Here is a 23,339-nt window from a genome sequence, read left to right as displayed (position 1 = left end):
TGCAGAAATAACGAAAAACAATAAACGTCACACTATTACTAGAACTCATAACACTATAGATCATTAAACATTATTATTGAGAAAACTAGTTCAATACTTTTAGAGGCAAAATATACTGAGTAAAATTGAAATAATAGTTTTAGCGTATCAAGCTAGTGTTTATTGTCTTGATCCTGCTTTAAAATATTTAAATAAATTTTATAAACAGTCAATGTAATCGTTGACTTCAAGATGATTTGAAAATAAATTTTAAGTTATTTCCCTGGTTAAGGAATCGAGATATATATAATAATTATTGTATTAACTCAAGTATAATCAATCTATAGCCATACTAAAGAAATCTGTAGAATTTAAAATAACTTTCTTAACAGGTTTATTAGCAATAAACAGCTTAAGTCAATCACTTGAATGAATGACCTCCAAAAAATCATGAATTAAAAACTGAATAAAATAGCTTTCAATATTAATACATGCTTTGTATGTAATAGAATCTCATTAATATTCATGATACATGTATACTTATTGAAGAAATACATCACATCAAGATATTTAGTATTATTCTCATATAGATTTTTAACGGCTCAGTAAATACTGCTATTTCAAATATTGTCATTTTTCCGATATATTAATCAAGTGTATTGATTGAACATTAAAATAATAAAGAAATTAGTTTATTAAACAATACTATCAAGTAACTCTATAAGAGAATTGCATAGTATCCTTCTTAAAATTAGTTCTTCTTTAAGATAGAAATACCATTTTTCAAACTCTTTTTTAAGAGTTATCAAAATGGTATTGTACTTCCTTTAACTACATTCATAATCATAAACATTTTATTTTATAATTAAAATTATTCAGATATATAGTGTAAATTCTTTTCTCTATTGCAAATTTTATACTAAAACAGCAAGGTTAATTAACGCAATGATAATTATATATATTATTTTTATTTTAAAATACGTATATAAAATATTGAATTAATATTATACACTTCACTTAGATTCTAAGATTAAAGTAAAATAAATAAGCTACAATCAATTATTCATAGTCATATAAAGGACCTGTATAGTTGTCAAAACGAGATAATCGTCCATTAAATGTTAATCGAACCGTACCGATTGGGCCATTACGTTGTTTTCCTAAAATGATTTCAGCAACTCCTTTTAAATCACTGTTATCATGATAGACCTCGTCACGATAAATAAACATAATAAGGTCAGCATCTTGTTCGATAGAACCAGATTCACGTAAATCCGAATTAACAGGACGTTTGTCTGCACGCTGCTCAAGACTACGGTTAAGCTGTGATAACGCGACTACTGGTACGTTAAGTTCTTTAGCTAACGATTTTAATGAACGTGAAATTTCTGCAATCTCTAAAGTACGATTATCCGATAGCGCAGGAACACGCATCAACTGCAAATAATCAATCATAATAAAACTTAACCCACTGTGTTCCCGATACAGTCGTCGAGCACGTGAACGAACTTCTGTCGGCGTTAAACCAGAAGAGTCATCAATATACATATTACGTTTTTCTAATAAAATCCCCATTGTACTAGAAATACGCGCCCAGTCTTCATCATTTAACTGACCCGTACGGATTTTTGTTTGATCAACACGAGATAATGATGCCAACATACGCATCATAATTTGATTACTTGGCATTTCTAAACTAAAGATTAAAATAGGTTTCTCTTCCGTCATTGCTGCATTTTCACATAAATTCATCGCAAAAGTCGTCTTCCCCATTGATGGACGCGCTGCAACAATAATTAAGTCAGAACATTGTAAACCTGAAGTTTTTTTATCAAGATCTTGATAACCTGTCGAAATCCCGGTCACGCCATAATGAGGTTTCTGATAGAGTTTTTCTATTTTTTCGATAGTTTCTGATAAGATGACTTCAATCTCTTTTGGTCCTATATTTTTATTAATTCTTGATTCTGCAATTTGAAAAACTTTCGTTACTGCAAAATCTAGTAAATCTTTACTATTATATCCTTGAAACTTATAGCCAGCATCTGCGATATCATTAGCGACTGAGATGACATCTCGGACAATAGCACGTTCACGAACAATATCCGCATAAGCATTAATATTTGCAGTACTTGGAGTATTTTTTGATATCTCAGCAAGATACGCAAAACCACCAACACTTTCTAATTTAGCTTGTAGCTCTAGTGACTCTGATAATGTAATTAAGTCAATTGGTTGATCTTGTTCAAACAGGATCTTCATTTGGGCGAAGATAATACGGTGTGGATAACTATAAAAATCTTCTTGGATAATGCATTCGGAAACCGTGTTCCAGTGTTCATTATCTAGCATCAAACCGCCTAATACTGACTGCTCTGCTTCGATAGAGTGTGGTAGAAACTTTAATTTTTCCATTCGTTGATCGTAAGACATACAACTTCAGTTGTCTAAAAGGTATTTTTTACTTATATTTTATAATTGACATATCTGATATTAGTGTTTATATATTTTTCGTGAATATTACTGAGAAGCGCATTTCTTTTTTCTTTCTAAAGATAAATATTAATTATTATCAACAGCGTTGTTTAAAATAGTTGTTGTAAAATATTAACGACACAATGTCGTGTTTCATTTAATATCAGTGTAATACAATAAAATCGTATGACTAACTTTTATATTATCAAAATTTTTAATTTATTTAATATGCACTACCAAACATAAATACTTTTAACTAAAATAACCAACATTCTATTAATACAATTATTTCATTAATACACACCATTTAAATTTTCTGTTAAAAGTTATATTAGTAATTTTAAATAATTTAAATCAAATTTAAATAAGTAAGTTCCTAAGAATGGATCAAGTGTTTGTCTGCACAACAAGAAGACACGAAATGCTATATGAATACACTAAATGTGAATATTGAAATATTTGCACCACTCTTCTGAATTTAGTAATATTTTATAGATAAACTAACATATCTGTCATATCTTGAAATTTTTACATTTTAACAGTAAAAATGAAATTAAAAGTATACAGTTCATTAAATTTCGCTACCTTGATAATTATACTTAGTATATGACATATACTATCATAAAAATTTTTTTTAGTAGATTTTCAGAAATATAAATAACTTTCTACTAACTACATGTGATAAAAGAAATTTTTATTTGTAAGAGTTTCTGTCACGATATATATCTACATGAGGGAAACTGTAATATATATTATACAATCTACCAGATAAGACTAAAAATCTTTTAAAAGATGTGATCAATTTTGATAAAAAATATGCAACATGTCTGTATTTTAAAATTCTTCGTATTAAAATGATCTTGATTTTTTTAACCTATTTCTAATAGAAATCTCACTAACTATATTATCAACATGTTTTCAAAAAACAAGATGTCTTTTTTTTATGAGTGTCTTATTCTAAAGTTAGAAAAATATGCAGTACTTTTGACGGACAATCACTTGAAAATAAATACATTGATATTCTTTTAAAATATAAAACAGCTCATAAAATCCCTTATAGAAATTGTTTCCCTCGTAACATATCTGTTTCTGACTACTGAAAAACACAGTCTAAAATTATTAAAAATTTTTTTAATATAAGATTATATAATATAAAATTATCTGATGCTAATAAAATATATTAAAATAATTAAATTTGAAAAAAATTTTAGATAGATTATACGTATAATTTTTCTTGCTAAGTAAGAAAAATCATCTCCTAGATTTAATTATAATTATCAAAAAATAATGTAGTTAAGTATTTTATACGTATTTTATATACTCAAAATAATAGAATAATAAATTGTACTGTAATTCATCATTAAACAAATTATTACTCACTTGAAATATCTAAAATATTTTCAGTACAATTAAAAAACAGTTTAAATTCTATTATTACATGCTGGTATCGTTACATTTAAAAAAGTAAGATGTCAACTCATGTTAAAATATTACAAATCTCGACTTCATAAAATATCAAATCTAGAAATAGTAAAATTATTAACTATGTCTAGAAAATATAAGAATCCGTAAGTTTAGAAAAACTCCTAAAATCAGTAATATACTAATTTAGTAAAAAATTTAACTATTTAAAAATATTTTTACTGATACGTGTCTTATAAATCTATAAAATAAATTTAAAAAGCTGTGTGACAATTCTTTATATAAAATAATCAGACGCAAATATTTATCTTTTATCTATTATATTAACAAATGATATTCAAACAATTTTAAGGAAAGTTATTTATCATTTCATGTTTATAAGAAAATTTTTCATTTTAATGTACTGAAATAAACTAAAAAATGAATAATACTATTTTAATCACGACAGTCTTTTAAATAAATATTTAAAAATAACAGTTATCAATAATATACACAATATCTAATGTTAGGTATTGATGAATAAAAGTTAATAATATATGTATATATTATTCTACAAAAGTATTGAATAATTTAGGTTCTTGCGTGAAAATTAAAAAAATAAAAACATCAAATTTAATAACTATTTTACATAATCGCTTGATAAACAGTCTTACTATTTTCAAATGTTCTGCTTCATAAAACATTATAAAGTATCCACATCAGACACCGTCTTTATTACATAATAATCAGACATATTCGTAAAACACTTAAAACATAAATAAAGAATAGACAGCAGAATGATCTAAACATACCATGCATTTTAAATAAGTCTAATATTAATATAGATATTACTACAGTACGACCTTTCAATGTGTTTTAAACACATTTAAAATTTAATATTGAACTTTAGGAAAATAAACGTACGTACCTAAAAATATCTATTAATTTCGATAGATAAACATACAGTTATTTAATACTGAGAAATACAATTATCCTTATACTTATACTTATACTTATACTTATACTTATAAAAATATAATAATATAAGATCTAAACTAAAAAAACTTATAATTATCACTCAGCGATTGACAACACTGTTAAATTTGATATTTGTTAACATGATTAATGTAACACTTCTATTGCATATGCACAGACTAGTATATATTAAAAAAATAAACATCTGTAACGTTTAAATGTTTTCAATAACTAATATTACTATCTTATTAAGATTAAGAATGCACTATTATAGAAAATTATTCAGTACTTTCAATAAGAAGAAACTAGTATTTATCATAATTCTCGACATGAAAAAGTATAACTTTGAATACATCGTTAAAAAATTTAATGTTTAGAAAAGAAATTGTACACTTCTATCGCGGATCGAATAAGGATACAACATCTTATGTCATACAGTTATTAATAATCATATCAACATAACAAATTACTATAGTAAGTCAGTATATAAAATCACTGGAATTCTAACATCATTAAAGATAAATATCTATGATGGTTTTTAAGTAGCCTGAATTAGTTGAAAACGTAATTTTATTAACCAATACACTAGATTTTATGATTACGTCACTATATTGAAATTAAATGAAATTTACGCCTCATAAAAAAAATTATAAAATTAATAAATATCTTTTTATATATTTAAAATTTTATATCCTATTTCATGCATATTCTTGATATATTATAAAATGAGGAGTAGTTACCTCAAAAATGATTGTTATATAAATTCAGATTAACTAAAAATATTAAAAAATTTAATAAAAATTAAAATGTTATTTATAAATTAAATATATTTTACCTAAAAATTACAGCTGAACTCAAGACCAATTATTTATTAATCAATAAAGATCATCAATATAGATTAGATTTATACTTTAACACTGAGTAGTTGATAGTACTATTATATGCAGTATTAATCATTTTTTATAGACATAAGACATTACGCATGACTACATCAAAATAAATATTAAATTATATATATACTACATCAAATGGCAATTACAAGTGATCACTTATTTATACCAGTGTCTGTCACGCTACATCTGAAGCAAAATTTTTTTAATCTAAATGTTATGGTATTCCATTATAAAATTATTATCATAATCTAACTATTTCTTAAGATTTTTTAATATTTCAGGATTTCTATAAATCTTACTTAAAAAATAATTTGATTCAATTTTTATAATGTCGTCTTATAAATACTTTATAATTATTGTTAACTTCCAGAAATATTTCTTTTCTATGGCCTTGATCGTTTTAATTGTAAAATTTATACTAGAGTGAGTTATATTTTAGTATCAATGAATTATTAATACTATAATCGGTAAAAATAATCAAGCATATATCTTTCAGATATTAACATTTTATTTATATAAAAAATCACAGTATATAAATTTAAAATAATTATTAACAAAGATTTTTTAAATAGATATCATTAACTTTTTTAAAAAATTTTTAAAAACTTTTTAAAAATCTAATAATTTTCATATATTTTACAGAAACTGTATATAGTTTAAGATATGAACATCAGTCAAGCAATGTTTTATTGATTTATACAAAATCTTTTATACACTTTTGTCTATCCTTAAACGGCGGTGCCAATTTAATAGTATCATCAGAATTTTTTAAATAAAAAAATTTTATATCACTATCTAAATTTTAAAAAATCATCAGAAAATATAACAGACTACTAATTACTTATTGTATAAAATATCTAACAATATCTTCCAAGAAGCATTACAAAAGTAATGTGAGTAAAAAATTTTAAAATACATACAGTGATATTTTAATAATTAATTTTGTTAAGATAATAAATACAATAAATTTTATTTTAATATCATTCTAATCAAATTACTTTTAATATACATAGAGTTTCTTTAAATAATATTCATAAATTTTAAAAAATTAAAAAATATTTACATATTCGATTTTACGATTTTAATTTGTATATTTAAAATTTATTGCTTTTTTGTTATACCGTAAAACTCAATAAAATTTTTATAAAAAAATACAATTCACTAAATTAGCTAATCATATATTAATTTTATTTTATAAAAGTTTTTTAGGAAAACTGTAATTTAATCATGTCAAATGATCATAAATTTATTTTTATATATTAAATAATTATTTAATGATAATGTTTTACTAAATAATTTTGTGTTTAATTTTAACATTCATATAAATTTAAAAATAAACTTTTCTCTACTTAATTTTTATAAAAATATATTTATATAACTTTTCTAATAATAATAATACGATTATTCTAGTACATATATTTAAATAAAATATTAATATTATCATCATTCAATAATTGAAATTTTATTAAAAATTTACATTACAACAGTTTTCTAGAGATATTTTATTATAAAAATTAAAATAAATCATAATATACATCTGAATTTAATATAACAACATATTTTCAATATAATATTTTACTATAATTTTTATAGTAAGATTAAAAATCAAACATTTAAGTAAGAATATATAAATTATATGATAATAAGTCAGGTTACACATCACGATTCTAATTATTAGAAATGCACAATAGATTTTTTTTAAAAATAAAATTTTATTTTGCCTATTACCTGTATCAATCTAAATAATTTACAATATAAAATAGGTTTTGTGAATTATTTTACTATTTATAGTATCTATTTTATAATACAAAAATTTACTATTGATAATTCATTATATTAATATATATTCATAAATTATTAAGTATTGAAATGTACTTAAGAATCAATGAGAACATAATTACATTTACATATTTTCATTAATTAATATAAAAAATTGAGTAAATTCATGTAAAATTTTGAAAAATTCAGCTGATTTTAAAAGAATAATATTAATACAAAATAAGTATAATAATTTATTTTTCTCTTTAACGAAGCTAATTTTTAAAAGTGATAATCAGGAGAAATTATGTTCAACTTATCAGAAAAAGACATCAATCTTCGTGCTACTGCTGCTAGCAAAGAAGACGCTATCCTACAAATTTCTGCTACTTTAACTAAATCTGGTTATGTAAAAGATGGTTATATAAAGGGAATGCTGAATAGAGAACACCAATCGCCAACATTTCTCGGAAATGGGATTGCTATACCTCATGGTACAATTGATACTCGCGATCAAGTATTAAAGACAGGAATAACAATATATCAATTTCCACAAGGTGTTAGTTGGGGTGAAGAACAAACTGCTTATATTGTCATCGGAATCGCTGCTAAATCAAATGAACATATAACATTACTACGTCAATTAACACATGTTATCAGTGATAAAAAAACTGCTCAAGCTATTCAAAAAGCCGACAATGCAACATTGTTACGCAATTTAATAATAGGTAAAAAAAATATTCAATTATTGAAATTTGATAGTTCGATGATTACGTTAAATGCAGATGTAAAAAGTCTTAATTCATTACAAATTCTAAATCTTGTTCGACTACAAGATGAACAAACGATTAGTCCTGAGTTTATCAGTCATGTTTTAAGTACATCGCCTCACTATCTAGGGCAAGGTGTTTGGCTTAGCGATAGTTATAAGGGAAATCTACATAGTGCTATCACTTTATCAACTCCAAAATCACTAATTACTCATCAAAATCTACCAATTAAAATATTGATTACTTTATCTTATGCTGATGAGCAAGTTGAAGTTTTTCTTTCTAATCTCAGTCAACTATTACAACGTCAGAAGATGAATACATTATTACATAACATGAATGCTGACACAATTATTTCAATATTTCAGAAAAAAGAAAAAACATCATTAGTTTCATCCACAGAACTTACTAAAAAATTTATTATTCGTACCATGCATGGTCTACATACTCGCCCAAGTACTCTGCTAGTTACTACTATTAAACAATTTAGCAGTGTAATTACTATCACCAATCTTGATTGCACATCCATACCGATAAATGGTCGAAGCTTAATGAAAGTTATCAGCTTAGGAGCAAAACAGGGTCATTGTCTACAAATTCATGCTAAAGGCTTAGATGCAATAGAAGCAATGTGTGCTATTAAAGAAACCATTCAAAATGGTCTCGGTGAGGAGATCACATGACTCTAAAAGTAGCTACGATCACACTTAATCCAGCCTATGATTTAATTGGTTACTTACCAGATCTTAATAAAGGTGAAGTTAACTTAGTTAACACAACGGGTCTCTATGCAGCAGGAAAAGGTATTAATGTCGCCAAAGTATTAAAAAACCTTGGAATAAGTGTTACAGTAGGTGGTTTTTTAGGAAAAGATAATCAGGATGGCTTTCAAAAAATGTTTAGCGAAACAGAAATTACAAATCGCTTAACAGTTATTGAAGGATGCACACGCATTAACGTAAAACTGACCGAAAAAAATAGCAATGTAACTGATTTAAATTTTTCTGGTTTGCAAATCACCCAATCCGATTGGAAAAAATTCACCTCCGATTCACTCAGTTGGGCTAATAAATATGATATCATCTGCATAAGCGGAAGTATACCATCAGGAGTGCCATTATCAGAATTTACAAAATGGATGATCAGCTTACGTAATAAATGTTTGTATATTATTTTCGATAGTAGTGATGAAGCATTTAATGCAGGGATAAAAGCATTGCCTTGGTTAGTGAAACCAAATCACCGAGAGCTTGAAATTTGGTCTGGTAAACCTTTACTAACACATAAAGATATTGCAAAAGTAGCTAATCAATTGTGTAATAAAGGAATAGCTCATGTTGTAATTTCTTTAGGTTCTGAAGGAGCTATGTGGGTGAATGAATCTGGTTGTTGGTTTTCACAGCCACCACAATGCACTGTAGTAAGTACGGTAGGTTCTGGGGATTCCATGGTTGCTGGATTAATTTACGGATGTGTAATGAATCAAAGTACTGAAAAAACTCTTCGCTTAGCTACAGCGGTTTCCGCCCTTTCAGTTTCACAACCGAGTGTTGGTATGATTAATCAAGCAGATCTTACGCTTATGATGTCCCGTATCAATTTAAAACTTTGCAATCCTAATTAAAGTAAAACATTATGAAAATTTTTATTATCACACATGAAAAAAAAGGCTTAGCTGCAGCATGGCTTGCTTTAGATGCATTAAAAAATACGGCTTTGACTCATAATTTTACTATTACTAATATTCTTTCAGATGCAGATCTTGTTATTATTGCAGGAAAAGATACTTATACTGATAATGCATTAATTGGTAAAAAAGTCTATTTTAGCGATATAGAGCATGCAATTCAAAACCCTATACAATATCTTAATCAAGCTCAAGCTCAAGCTACAATTTATACACCCAAGGTACAGTTAATCAAAACTTCACCACCCTTATCAGTTTTAGCCGTAACAGCTTGTCCTACTGGAATTGCACATACTTATATGGCGGCCGAAGCACTAGAAACAGAAGGTAAAAAACGTGGCTGGCATATTAAAGTTGAAACTCATGGCTCAGTTGGTATCAAAAATGAAATTACCGCCGATGAAATCATTAAGGCTGACTTAGTTATTATCGCTGCAGATATTAAAGTTAATATTGACAAATTCTCTGGAAAGCAAATGTATCGCACTTCAACTAGCTTAGCTCTTAAAAAAACCGTACAAGAGATGGATAAAGCACAAAAAGAAGCTAGTACTTTTATCCTAAAAAATAATCAATTCAGTTATGAAGAAACTAAAAATGAAACACACAGTATTTATCGTCATTTATTAACAGGCGTCTCTTATATGCTTCCCATGGTAATTGCTGGAGGCTTATGTACAACACTCTCTTACGCATTTAACATACATGCTTCTAAAATAGAATATTCATTATCTTTGGCATTAAATTTAATCGGTAATAGTACAGCACTTTTTTTAATAGTACCAGTGTTATCTAGCTATATCGCTTACTCTATCTCTGATAGAATGGGTCTGACACCTGGTTTAGTAGGTGGTGTACTTGCAACAACACTGGGATCTGGTTTTATAGGTGGCATTGCTTCTGGTTTCATTGCGGGTTACAGTGCTCATTTTATCAATACTCAAATTCAACTACCTAAAATAATCTCAGCTCTTAAACCAATTTTGATTATTCCGTTAATGTCAACACTATTTACTGGCTTGATGATGATCTATCTGATTGGTAATCCTGCATCATGGCTCATGCAATGGTTAACAGACTGGCTTAATATTATAGGCGAAACTAATTCTATTATTCTTGGTGCACTTTTAGGTGCAATGATGTGCACAGATATTGGAGGTCCAGTCAATAAAGCTGCTTATGCTTTTGGTGTCGGTTTATTAAGTACAAAAAACTATATGCCTATAGCAGCAATCATGGGCGCTGGTATGGTGCCACCACTAGCAATGGGAATTTCCACTATCTTAGCAAGATATAAATTTATGCCAGAGGAACATGAAGCAGGTAAAACTTCTTTGCTTCTTGGATTATGTTTTATTTCTGAAGGTGCTATTCCATTTGCAGCTAAAGATCCAATTCGCGTATTACCTGTCTGTATTATTGGTGGATCAATCACGGGAGCATTATCAATGTATTTTAATGCGCAACTTACAGCCCCACATGGTGGACTATTTGTCTTGTTTATTCCTGGTGCTATCAATCATATCTTAATGTATTTGCTAGCAATCGTAACAGGTACAATAATTTCAGGTGTCTTGTATGCTATTTTAAAAAATAAGTGCGTAGAAAAAGAAAAAATAATTAATCTTACTTCATAATAATAATTAATATACTATTTATACTTACTTTTATTTTTAAAAACTTACCGTTATTAATAATAAGAGAGTTAAATTAAAAATTATTTTGATAATATTTTACGTGTCTTCTAAAATAGAAGAAAATAAGTACTTATAAGAATTACCTTACAAATAAAAATATTCATTATTGTGCCTACATAAAATACTAATATAGTATTTAATAATACCGTTATAAAAATAACGATCAGTAAAATAATTCTTAATGTTAATGTTAGTTAAAAATAGTGAACTGCTTTGCCTAACATACCCACTAACACTACTCACTCGGTTTCAAATAACTATTAATGATATAACATTAGGTTCTAGATTATTTTTTAAATACCATGCAGAATCTTGATATAATTTAAAATTATTCTGCAACGTTACTTTTTTTATCAATCATGCATTTAAGAGTTACAAAAGTTCTAATTCACATAAGATGATTATCCTATTTACATAAGTAATATTAAAATATTCTAACTTATGCATCTATTGCTAAATTAAAAACCGTGATAATTATCTAATAATTATAAAAAGACAATTACTTAGTTTTATTGAATAAGCTTAAATGACAAGCGAATAAATATTCACTTGATTACTAAAAGACACACATATGTAAAATATTCTTATTAATATTATTTACTTAATTAATAAAAAATTAAAATTAAAATTTTCACTCTACGATAATCTCTGTTTTATTTTCAAATTGTAAACAAAAATGAACTAATATACTGATATTTAGTTTAATATCATCACACTTTTCTATATATTCTTTCGATGATAAAGTTAAAATGTATGCACACATTTTATAATAATTAGAGAAATAAAGGTTTTTAAACGATTCAACCTTTCATGTATTATTTTGTACAAAATAGATTTCATAATCATTTGCAATAATCGATCTGAAGTCTCACAACGATAATCACGATTAACATAATTTTATTCGCTAATAACGTATCTATTAATTTTAAGAAATATTTTTTAGTTTTTCGAGACCTGACCACGTCATATTAATGTAGTTTTATGATTAAAATAGTCATTGGAAGGTATATTTAGAGTACACGTTTAGACGTTACATTTAGAAAAGGACATAAAACTTTTTATTTTATGCGAAATTAAAATATTAGGCTACGATTGTATTATTGAGCCTCATTACAGGTCTTTTTGAAAGACTATTTAATTTTTCATTGGAAAATATTTAGAAAGTATCAAGAATATTTTGAAACATAATTATTTGATAAATGATACAGATTTTTAAAATCCACACTAGTTATATTAATCGACAAAATATTTCAATCAATTCACCCTATCTTACTCAGACAGAAAACACGAATGCACCTAGATATTTTAATATACATAAAATATGTGTACTCTATATATACCTAAAATATAATTTCTGACAGAAATATACTCATTAATGATTTTACAAGAAAGAGTTTCCTGTATTTTGTCGTACATTCTAAAAAAATTACGCAAAATAAAGCGAAGTTCTTTAGAAATGTTGTTAAAAATAGTTAAACATCCACATCAAGAATCGATAGAGTATTTAAAACGCTATTTTCGTTATTATTAATACGATAAATACTAAAAATCATAATTTAAATAAAAAATTTTAACATATGATTAAAATCCCTATTAAACATTTAAACTGACCTGATAAATATCATCTTGACTAAATATTCGTGTAAAAATAATGTACCTAAATAAATTTTAGGCTATAGACACATAACTCATATATATGAGAACTTTTCTAGCGAATATTAAAGTATTTGAATAAAATTATTTAGATTATATGTATTATATATTAATCTCAGCATTAAGAGACAATAAAATACACTCTATTTTTTAACATTATCATTTAATATCAGGTTATTAAATTACTTCTCATGATTAAAAAATACAGAGACATCTAAAACATAGTAAAAAGTATTTCAATATTCATCTTTAATTAATGCATTTAATATGCACACTTATTTATTGCACAAAAAAACTAAATATATTTTAGATGTTTAAAACATAATGGCTGAATTTAAAATTGATATTAATTTTTAGTAAAATTATTTCATTTTATCTTAAAAGTCTACTTTAAGAAAGTACGTTTATGAATCTAAAATAATATTACTATTAGTTATTGAAAATCGTTAGAAATATTTTTTTCTTATCATGCTTTGTCCTTTACATTAATATTATAGATGTAGTAAAGTCAAAAATACGATTTAGTCTCAAAGTAAATTCTTAATTAACCACTTAGTCATAAAACTCTATTAGATTTAGAACTTTTTACTAAAAGTTATTATTAAAATATCTAATAAAAATGAATGTTTAGCGTATATTTTAAAATCTCAATGATGTTAAATAAATCCAAAGAACTTGGACGCCAGTATTCTAACATAATTAATGATCTTTTACAAAAGTAAGTTTTCATTTAACTGATACTGTAGAAAATTTAGATAGTTGCCTAAAACTTTTTTACTCACATTATGCAAACCTTTTCTAAGAAATCTTATTTTAATCTTTATCTATTGAGTGTTTTTTATTTTATTGCTATTAATATGCACACATTTATTACTAGCTTTTATTCAATTTTATCAAATATTATAAAATATATGCACTTCAATTAAATATGCATTATCTTATATAATAATTAACTATTCGATAAAATAATAACTCTCTTTTAAAAGATTGATAGGTTTTAGTATTACTCTCTTAAAATTAATAAAAACAGTTAAATAATATAAATTTATTAAACATCACTTTACTCATATAACTAAATTGTAACTATATTATCTATAATTAAAACTTAACATTTAGAAAGATAAAATTCACAAAGACTTGTAAGACTAAAAGTATGAGCGTTAATATTAATCTGCTCAAACTATCTATATCATGTTTATCAGAAAAACATATTTATAATAGAGTAATCGTAATAATATTAAATTACAAAATAATATTATTGTATCTTAATCTTAATCAATCTAAAAATTTCATGCACAATAGAAAATATGAACGGTATATTGAAAAATCAAAAACAAAATAATTTATTTAAATCCTTTGTTCAAAGAAACAAAAAGCTAAAAACTTCCTTAACGCTATTTCATCTAAAATTCAAACATACAAATTAAATTTACGTCATTCTGATTGCTTAGGTAATATAATATCTCAATGTAGCGTAACACTCTAAAAAGATTTAAAATTATAAAAATAACGCAATATTATTATAAAAATACTAAATACATTTATTATAACTCTAAGAAAATAAAACTTATAAAACAATACTTATTTTAGACACCTTCTCTAAGCATAGAGTTGAATTAATAGCGTCCAGAAATCTTAAGATTTTTTATTATAAAGCATATGAATACATTGGCAGTCTTTAACTACGTCAATATGATAAAATATTGTGATATTCAACCTCACTGAAGTTGATGTTATTACTAATGGATACAACTAAGGTAATAAAATTGTATTATTCTGAAACAATCAAACACTCTTAACTAATAAAATATTTTATGTGCACGTATCAATTTATAGTACATAATATTAAACAAAATAGATAAAACAGTAAAATTAAATTTTATACATAGGTCAATCATATTGAGAGATGCAATTTTATTTTATTAAAAACTTGTAATCATCAACTAAATAATGTAAATTTTTATATGTATTAATTTTTAATGTGATTATTATAGTCATCATGTACTTATAGGTATAAGGGTTATTCAAGCCTGAAGTTTGATCATGAAAAAAATATACTATGTACAAATATATTAGAAATGTATTTAAACTTAACAAACTACACCTAAAAAAAGAAAACTCATGAAAATACACTTGAGTAATATTAAAATATTATCATACTACTAAACTCAACACTAGAATTTAAATGCAAAAAATTGATCACACTTATAAAATCAAAATTACGCCAAGACTGAATATACTCGATCTATGACTATTCACAACTGAATTGTTAATATTATCAGAAAAAATTATATATCAATCTATTAAATACGTCACTAATTAATAGCTGAAATAAATAATTTATATCAACAATAATTAGCTGAATACTAATAACAATACTAATAAGAGATATTTTCTAATATACCAATATAACGCACTTCACTTTATTACAATATTATAGTTTCATAATAATTTATCATGCGAATTTTATTTACTCATAATATTACTTATTTTATACATTTAGAAACTTACTTCATCTAAATGTTCTTCTACTCTGAGAATTAATCAATAATAATTTATGAAATGACTGAATATTTATATTGCACTATTATTGATGAAATAATAAAACTGATAATCAGGATATTATTGTAAACGTAAAGTAGTTGCAATTATAACTCAATGTATTCATATTGATCAAAAGCATGTGCTAAATATGTATATTTTATTTGATATTCTGCTTCTTCCGAGTACAAGAAATACTATGAACAACATAACATGATAACAAAAATAATTACTTCATCATTTACGATAAAACAATGAAAAAGATAAAGAACACTGTGAATTAATAAATTGAAGATCATCAACAGTCATATATTTAAACGTATATTAGATATACTATATTTCATTATAAAATATATACATTACAATATCATGGTATAGCTATAAAATAATAACTCTATAACTAATTAGCAATAACCATATATAACAGCATCAGAAATTACAATTATTAGTCTGAAGAAAAATAAAAATCAAAATCAAAACCATGAAAACCATAAGTAAAATATAGTAAATCAATCTAGTTCTACTTTACATGTCTTACACATTTTATAAATGTTTCAATTACAGTGTAATTGCTATTCTTTTATTCTAAAAGATGATTTACAAGTCAGAATACAAATACAAATCATATGAAAAACTCAACTACATATTAAACTTATCAAGAATTTAAAATAATGTTAAATATAAATACATGAAAATATTATCGATTAATTTTTGCAAAATAATTTTTTATAAATTTTTTTTATTTAGTTAAGTTTAAAATATAACTTTACATTACATGCTATGTATATTTTAATGTATTACACTTATCGTTAATTTAAATTGTATTAATATTTGAATCTTATATTACAAGAATCAACTTCATTGTTAAGAATTTAGTTGTATTTTTTTAAAAGTGACAGATGATGTAATGGGCTAATTACATAGATATTTATATCATGAATATTACATAGATTTTACGATATATTACATATAAAAATGTTTATTACAATATGACTTAATAATAAAAGTATTTTCAATAATATTACTCAAATCAGTAAAATTAGTTAATAACACACATAAAATATTGTAGAGTTTTTTAAAAATTTTAATATTCACACCTAATTTTTACTATTTTAATTTACTTATTTTAAATAAAAATATAATTTCTTGAAAATTTAAATCAAAATCATGTTATAAAATAAAAGTACAAAATTTATTCAAGCATGCTCAACATAAAGAAGTATTAATATTTTAATGAATGAAAATACTAGGTGAATATTTATTTACGGCGCCACGTTGTACCTTGTAAACTATCTTCAAGAACAATACCCATAGTCGTCAATTCATTGCGAGATTTATCAGCAAGTATCCACTGTTTAGTTTTCCGTGCATCATTACGCTGTTTAATCAGCACTTCAATTTTAGCGATTTCTTTATCACTTTCACTGTGAAGACAACTTTGTAAAAAAGTTTCAGGCTCTCGCTCAAGTAAACCAAGTATACCACCCAACTTACGTAACTCTGCAGCCAACTGACTAGCTGCAACCATATTCTTTAATTTTAAGCAATTAATTTGTCGAACCATATCAAAAAGTACTGAGTAAGCTTTGGGAATATTAAAATCATCATTCATCATATCTTCAAAACGAGATGTAAAAATTTCTCCTCCTGCTGGAAAAACATTTTTATCTGTACCACGTAATGCTGTATAGATCCGTTCCAAGGCAGTATGTGCTTGTTTTAAATTTGTTTCTGTGTATTTTAATTGACTACGATAATGAGAAGATAAGAAAAAATAACGAACCGTTTCAGGATCATAGACTTCAAGAAGGTCACGAATAGTGCAAACATTATACAGTGATTTAGACATTTTTTCATGATTAATCATCACCATGCCAGCATGCATCCAATAGTTAACGAAGTAATCATCATAAGCACAAGATGATTGAGCAATTTCATTGTCATGATGTGGAAAAATTAAATCCGCACCCCCACCATGAATATCAAAATGTCTACCGAGTGCTTGAATATTCATTGCCGAACATTCAATATGCCATCCTGGACGACCTAATCCCCAAGGGGATTTCCAGCTTGGCTCACTTATTTTAGACATTTTCCAAAGAACAAAGTCCATGGGGTTACGTTTAATATCTGCAATTTTAACACGAGCGCCAGCTTGTAATTTTTCTAAATTTTGACCTGACAATTTACCATAATCTTCATCGGTTTTTACTTCAAACATAACATCTCCATTATGAGCAAGGTATGCATGACCACGTTTAATAAGTATCTCTATAATTTCAATAATCTCTTTAATATGAAACGTAGCACGTGGTTCACTGTCTGGAGGCAAAATATTTAAAGCATGACAATCTTTATGCATTTCAGTTAGCATAAAATTCGTTAAAACATCTACAGATTGATTATGTTCTGCAGCACGTTTAATAATTTTATCATCAATGTCGGTCACGTTACGAACATAATGCAAGTTGTAACCTAAATAACGTAAATATCGGCTAATTGCATCAAATACCACAAAAGTACGTCCATGACCAATATGACATAAATCATAGATAGTAATACCACATACATACATTCCTACTTTTCCTGGGCAAATTGGTTTAAATTCTTCTTTTTTTCGACTCAAAGTATTAAAAATCTTTAACATCTATATTATTCCGTTTATCACTATCAGTGATCCTAATCCTTGTTTATGCTGACGTTGTATGGACATTTTGTTATATTCAAATCTGGTAAAAATAAGAAAAGACCGTTTACACTATTTTTATCACAGAATTCTTAGTCATACTATTTGGAATTTCGCAATTTTACTATGACTTCAAATTAAATTGAATTTATAATATAAAGCATGTAACAGTAATATATTTACAAAAGATGAAATACTGACAATAATCCACCGATTGTTAAATATTTATTCAATTACCATCATAAAATTTTATGACTATAATACTCTTTTTCATAATACCATCAAAGATTTAATGTGTTAATGTAGTAGTTTGAAATCTAATACGCAACAAAAAACATAAAATATAGTTCAAAGACATCAACAATAGATTGAGAATATATTTAGAAGTCTTGGCACGCTTTATACCAATAATCTTCATTCAATAATGATATAATTTTATTAATATTAATCATAACAATCTCCTAAAATTCCACTTAGAGTGCTGAAAGTATTTTCATTACTCTATGTTTCTCAAAACAATTCAGAGTATAAGATGTTGTTAATCATATTTAAAAGTGTCTTAACTAGTCATAATAATCGTTATCAATATTTAATCACTCAAAAAAGTTTTGATAAAAACAGTGAGATGTAGCGAATAATTTGACACACCATGTCCACCTATATTATTTCAGATTTACATTTGAGTGAAGATAAACCGGTAACCACTACCGGGTTTATAAATTTTATTTATCAACAAGCTATTAATGCCGATAGTCTTTATATTCTTGGTGATTTTTTTAATTACTGGATTGGCGATGATGATAAAACAGAACTGCATCAAAAGGTTATTGATGCATTACGAATGCTGACCAGGCAAGGTATTTCTTGCTACTTTATTCATGGTAATCGTGATTTTTTAATTGGTAAGCGCTACGCACAACAATGCAGCATGAACATTCTTCCACAACAAACGTTACTTGATCTATACGGACAAAGAATTTTGCTTTTACATGGTGATATTCTTTGCACTGACGATCGCGAGTACCAAAACTATCGTAAAAAAGTTCATACTCAGTGGGTGCAGAGTCTGTTTTTAACACTACCACTTTTTATCCGTCGTCGTTTTGCTAAAAAAATTCGTCAAAATAGTAAATATGCCAATGGTAAGAAAAATAAATGTATTATGGATGTTAACCACCAGGCTGTTATAAAGACTTTATCTCATTATCAGGCTAATTGGATCATTCATGGACATATCCACTGCCATGCTATTCATGAAATTATTATTGATAATCAACGTTATTACCGCGGTGTTTTAGGTGCATGGGATCGTGAAGGTTCTGCATTTATAATTAATGAACAAGGTATACAGCTCATTCTTTTCCCTTTCTAACCTTCATAAGTCCAAACAGTCAACTTAAAGGTTTTATCGTTGCTATTTTATTAACTGCTGAATATGTTCTATGTTCTTTATTTTATAATTATCTCAAGATCTGTTGTCTTTTATCTTTTATCTTTTATCTTTTATCTTTTCTATCTTATAGTCATATTGTATTAATGAGATAAAGTATAATACATAACACTCTAAACATCTTGTTAATCTGTGGCAATAACACTATTATCATGTATTCTCAAAGTGACTCACTAATTGCAGAAAATATAATAGATAGTATTCTTAATTTACCAAGTTTTGTTCACGTTAACAATCTTTTAGTAGACATACACTAGACAAACTATTTATGCTTCGGAGTAAGTTCAAGATAATAATTTAACATAATAATTTAAAGTACTATCAATATAACTAAATTGCTAGGAATATTAGCCAAACAACTGAATCTTATTTAGTGTTTTCTATAAGAAAACGAGATAAGATATATTAGATTAAAAATCTCTAGACAGATTTTCAAAATCTTATAATAATTTTCTAGTTTTTCTATATTCAAAAATTAATAATTTAAAATAATATTTAAATATAACATGCATGTATCTTCCCTCTCTTAATTAATATTCCTAGAATACAGTATATACTATCCAAAATTTTTTGGAAGTTATGTAATCTCTATCTACTAATAAATTCTTCAGAGATATAAATTATATGTTATACAAATCAGCCATTATTCAGCCATATTATTTATCAATAATATTGTGAATCTAATATTAGATTTTATAGCATAGATATGGAATGTTGGAATGTCTACCGCACGATATATTTTCATACCGGCAAACTGTTTGCTCTCATTATAATATTTGTAGGAAGTATATTTATCTGAATCAATATTTTCGCATTTATGATAATAAAACGAGTATTATTATACTGACTTCTTTTAATATGCATCTCTCGCTAATATTTTTAAAATTTTCTCTAAAAAGTATCGCGCTCTTTCTAATAATTTTTATTTTTAAATTTACAATAGTAATACAAAACACTAATTTCTAGAAAAATAATTACAAAGTATATTTTACTAAAAAACCAATTTAAGAATGTATAATAGTCTAAAAACTACTTCATGCACTTCAACTCTCCACAGCGTATACTTTAGCTTCTGAGTAATAATTATTTAATATATTAAAATCCCTCTTCACTGATGTCAATACTATTAAATTACATGATTACGATTAAATAAATCAAAATAATCATATTGAAAAATGTTTTATTCAATTCACGTTACCGAACGAAATATCTTTTCAAAACTAAATTAGATGCATGTAATACTCGCTTTATCTTACGACAAAACTTATTATCGTTATAGAGTTATTCTTTAAGAATTAACATTCTATTATCATTAAACTTAATATTTTTATAATTTTTATCTTGAAATTTTCAGAAATTTTTAAACAGTTTCAAACATTACCACGAAAAGAGAAAAATTCCACTACATGAAATAAAAACACAATACTTACAATCGTTCATTGCTAGTTTAATATTTTTAATATTACAATATATACAGTTAAATACACGATCATTATTTCTTCAATTTAGAATCTCTACACTATATCTGAAGATGAATTCTCTATTAACTATGATTATAAAAATATTTAACAGCGCTGTAGTTACAAACATCACGATTTTTATAAAAAAATATACGAGATATACCGATCATCTGGTATTCTTTTAAAGATTTTAATAAATTTTGTAATACAATGAAATAATAATGATTTGTATTGAGCCATTAGATTATTAATATGAATTCATGAAATTTAGCTTTTATGTTTGCTATAATGATGCAATATAGATAATAAAACTGGTGATTTTAAACTTTTAAAGTTTATCTATTAAATTTTCTATGATTAACATAAAAAATAAGCATAGATTATAAAATACATTGATAAATAAAAAAGTGACTCACCTAATTAATATGAAAAAATTGATTAACACTGTACAAAATATACATAAAATATTATCATTTTTCAATACTATAAAATTAAAAGTAAGATATTTTCTTGCTTCATCTAGTAATGTTTACAAGTTTTAAGATAAAAAAAAGAAAATAACTGTTAATAATATAACCTATTAGTTAAAATTTGTTTTTTATTTTATTATAAGTTATTAATTTTAATGGCGCGCCCTACAGGATTTGAACCTGTGACCTACGGCTTAGAAGGCCGTTGCTCTATCCAGCTAAGCTAAGGACGCATTATAAAATCCTAGATCTAATCAAATGGATAGAGGAAATTATACATTTGATAAATATTGAGTCAATATCTATTCTTTACTCAACTATTTATCTTCTAATTTATATAATAGATAGAACTGACATTAACAATTAGCTCTGACTAAATAGAAACATCATTAGATCTCATATATGGATTAAATTACAGATGTTAGCAAAAATAATCGATGGGAAAGCTATTGCGAAGATAATTCGTAATGAAGTTTACAAAAAGGTACAACAACGTCTTGAACGAGGTAAGCGCCCTCCCGGTCTCGCCGTTATTTTAATTGGTACAAACCCTGCATCTCAAATTTATATCAGTAGTAAACGTAGTGCATGTGAAGAAGTCGGTTTAATTTCGTACTCTTATGATTTACCTAACACAGCAAGCGAAACTCTACTGTTAGAAACTATCGATAATTTAAACCACAACGCTAAAATTGATGGTATTTTAGTACAACTACCATTACCTGCTAATATTGATACAATTAAAGTTATTGAACGCATTCATCCAGATAAAGATGTTGATGGTTTTCATCCCTATAACATAGGTCGTTTATGCCAACGTGCACCATACTTACGGCCTTGCACACCAAAAGGAATTGTCACGCTCCTCGAGCGATATAACATTAACACTTATGGTCTTAATGCTGTAATTATTGGTGCTTCAAATATTGTTGGTCGCCCAATGAGTTTGGAATTATTACTAATAGGCTGTACAATTACCGTTACTCACCGTTTCACAAAAACACTTGAAGAACATGTTCGTAATGCAGATTTGTTAGTTGTTGCAGTAGGTAAACCAAATTTTATTCCTGGTGAATGGATCAAACCAGGAGCTATTGTAATTGACGTGGGTATTAACCGCCTAAAAAATGGTCAAGTGACAGGTGATGTCAACTTTGATGATGCATCAAAACGTGCTTCTTGGATTACCCCTGTTCCCGGTGGAGTTGGGCCAATGACAGTAGCAACACTTATTCAAAATACTTTACAAGCATGTGAAGAATATCACGATTCTTCATATAATTAGAAATAATAATAATATTCAGAAATAATTAGAAAAATCGATATTCCAGAACAACGATTACCGATGTTTTAATGCAAGTGAATGACATAGTTAAAACTCAGATATTTTGCAAAATTTCTGTAAGAAAAATAATCTTACATAATCAAAAAAACCACTTAAAAT

At 25.9% G+C, this 23,339-nt stretch carries 7 protein-coding genes and 1 tRNA gene; 5 read left to right on the top strand and 3 right to left on the bottom strand.

What is annotated here, in order from left to right; genetic code table 11:
• Positions 1-1,038 precede the first annotated feature (1,038 nt).
• Positions 1,039-2,412, bottom strand: a complete 1,374-nt coding sequence (gene dnaB, locus GFV14_RS01345; protein ID WP_457914547.1) for a replicative DNA helicase — start codon at positions 2,410-2,412, stop codon at positions 1,039-1,041.
• A gap of 5,376 nt (positions 2,413-7,788) precedes the next feature.
• On the opposite strand from dnaB, the gene fruB reads away from it, so the two are divergent.
• Genes fruB through fruA form a run of 3 tightly spaced genes read left to right on the top strand, consistent with a single transcriptional unit; the run spans position 7,789 to position 11,575 of the window.
• The gene (gene fruB, locus GFV14_RS01340; RefSeq protein WP_457914546.1) at positions 7,789-8,934 is read left to right on the top strand and encodes a fused PTS fructose transporter subunit IIA/HPr protein; all 1,146 of its coding nucleotides are present in this window, start codon (positions 7,789-7,791) and stop codon (positions 8,932-8,934) included.
• On the top strand, positions 8,931-9,875 hold the full coding sequence (gene fruK / locus GFV14_RS01335) for a 1-phosphofructokinase (RefSeq protein ID WP_457914545.1): 945 nt from the start codon (positions 8,931-8,933) through the stop codon (positions 9,873-9,875). Before fruB ends, fruK begins: the two co-directional genes overlap by 4 nt.
• Before the next feature lie 11 nt (positions 9,876-9,886).
• Positions 9,887-11,575, top strand: coding sequence for a PTS fructose transporter subunit IIBC (gene fruA, locus GFV14_RS01330; RefSeq protein WP_457914544.1), 1,689 nt, complete (start codon positions 9,887-9,889; stop codon positions 11,573-11,575).
• A 5,512-nt stretch (positions 11,576-17,087) separates the two neighbouring features.
• Here the strand turns inward: fruA and cysS are convergent.
• Positions 17,088-18,476, bottom strand: a complete 1,389-nt coding sequence (gene cysS / locus GFV14_RS01325) for a cysteine--tRNA ligase (protein ID WP_457914543.1) — start codon at positions 18,474-18,476, stop codon at positions 17,088-17,090.
• Positions 18,477-19,164: 688 nt separating this feature from the next.
• Here cysS and lpxH point away from each other — a divergent pair.
• Positions 19,165-19,887, top strand: coding sequence for a UDP-2,3-diacylglucosamine diphosphatase (lpxH, locus tag GFV14_RS01320; protein WP_457914542.1), 723 nt, complete (start codon positions 19,165-19,167; stop codon positions 19,885-19,887).
• A 2,164-nt stretch (positions 19,888-22,051) separates the two neighbouring features.
• Here the strand turns inward: lpxH and GFV14_RS01315 are convergent.
• Positions 22,052-22,128: transfer RNA gene (locus tag GFV14_RS01315), tRNA-Arg, on the bottom strand.
• A 185-nt stretch (positions 22,129-22,313) separates the two neighbouring features.
• Between GFV14_RS01315 and folD the strand changes: the two genes are divergently transcribed.
• Positions 22,314-23,180, top strand: coding sequence for a bifunctional methylenetetrahydrofolate dehydrogenase/methenyltetrahydrofolate cyclohydrolase FolD (gene folD / locus GFV14_RS01310; protein ID WP_457914541.1), 867 nt, complete (start codon positions 22,314-22,316; stop codon positions 23,178-23,180).
• The last annotated feature ends 159 nt before the right edge of the window (positions 23,181-23,339 follow it).

The organism is Candidatus Hartigia pinicola (assembly GCA_020541205.1).
GTDB lineage: Bacteria > Pseudomonadota > Gammaproteobacteria > Enterobacterales > Enterobacteriaceae > Hartigia > Hartigia pinicola.
Note: the sequence above shows the minus strand (reverse complement) of the source record. Positions and strands in the feature narration are given on the sequence as shown.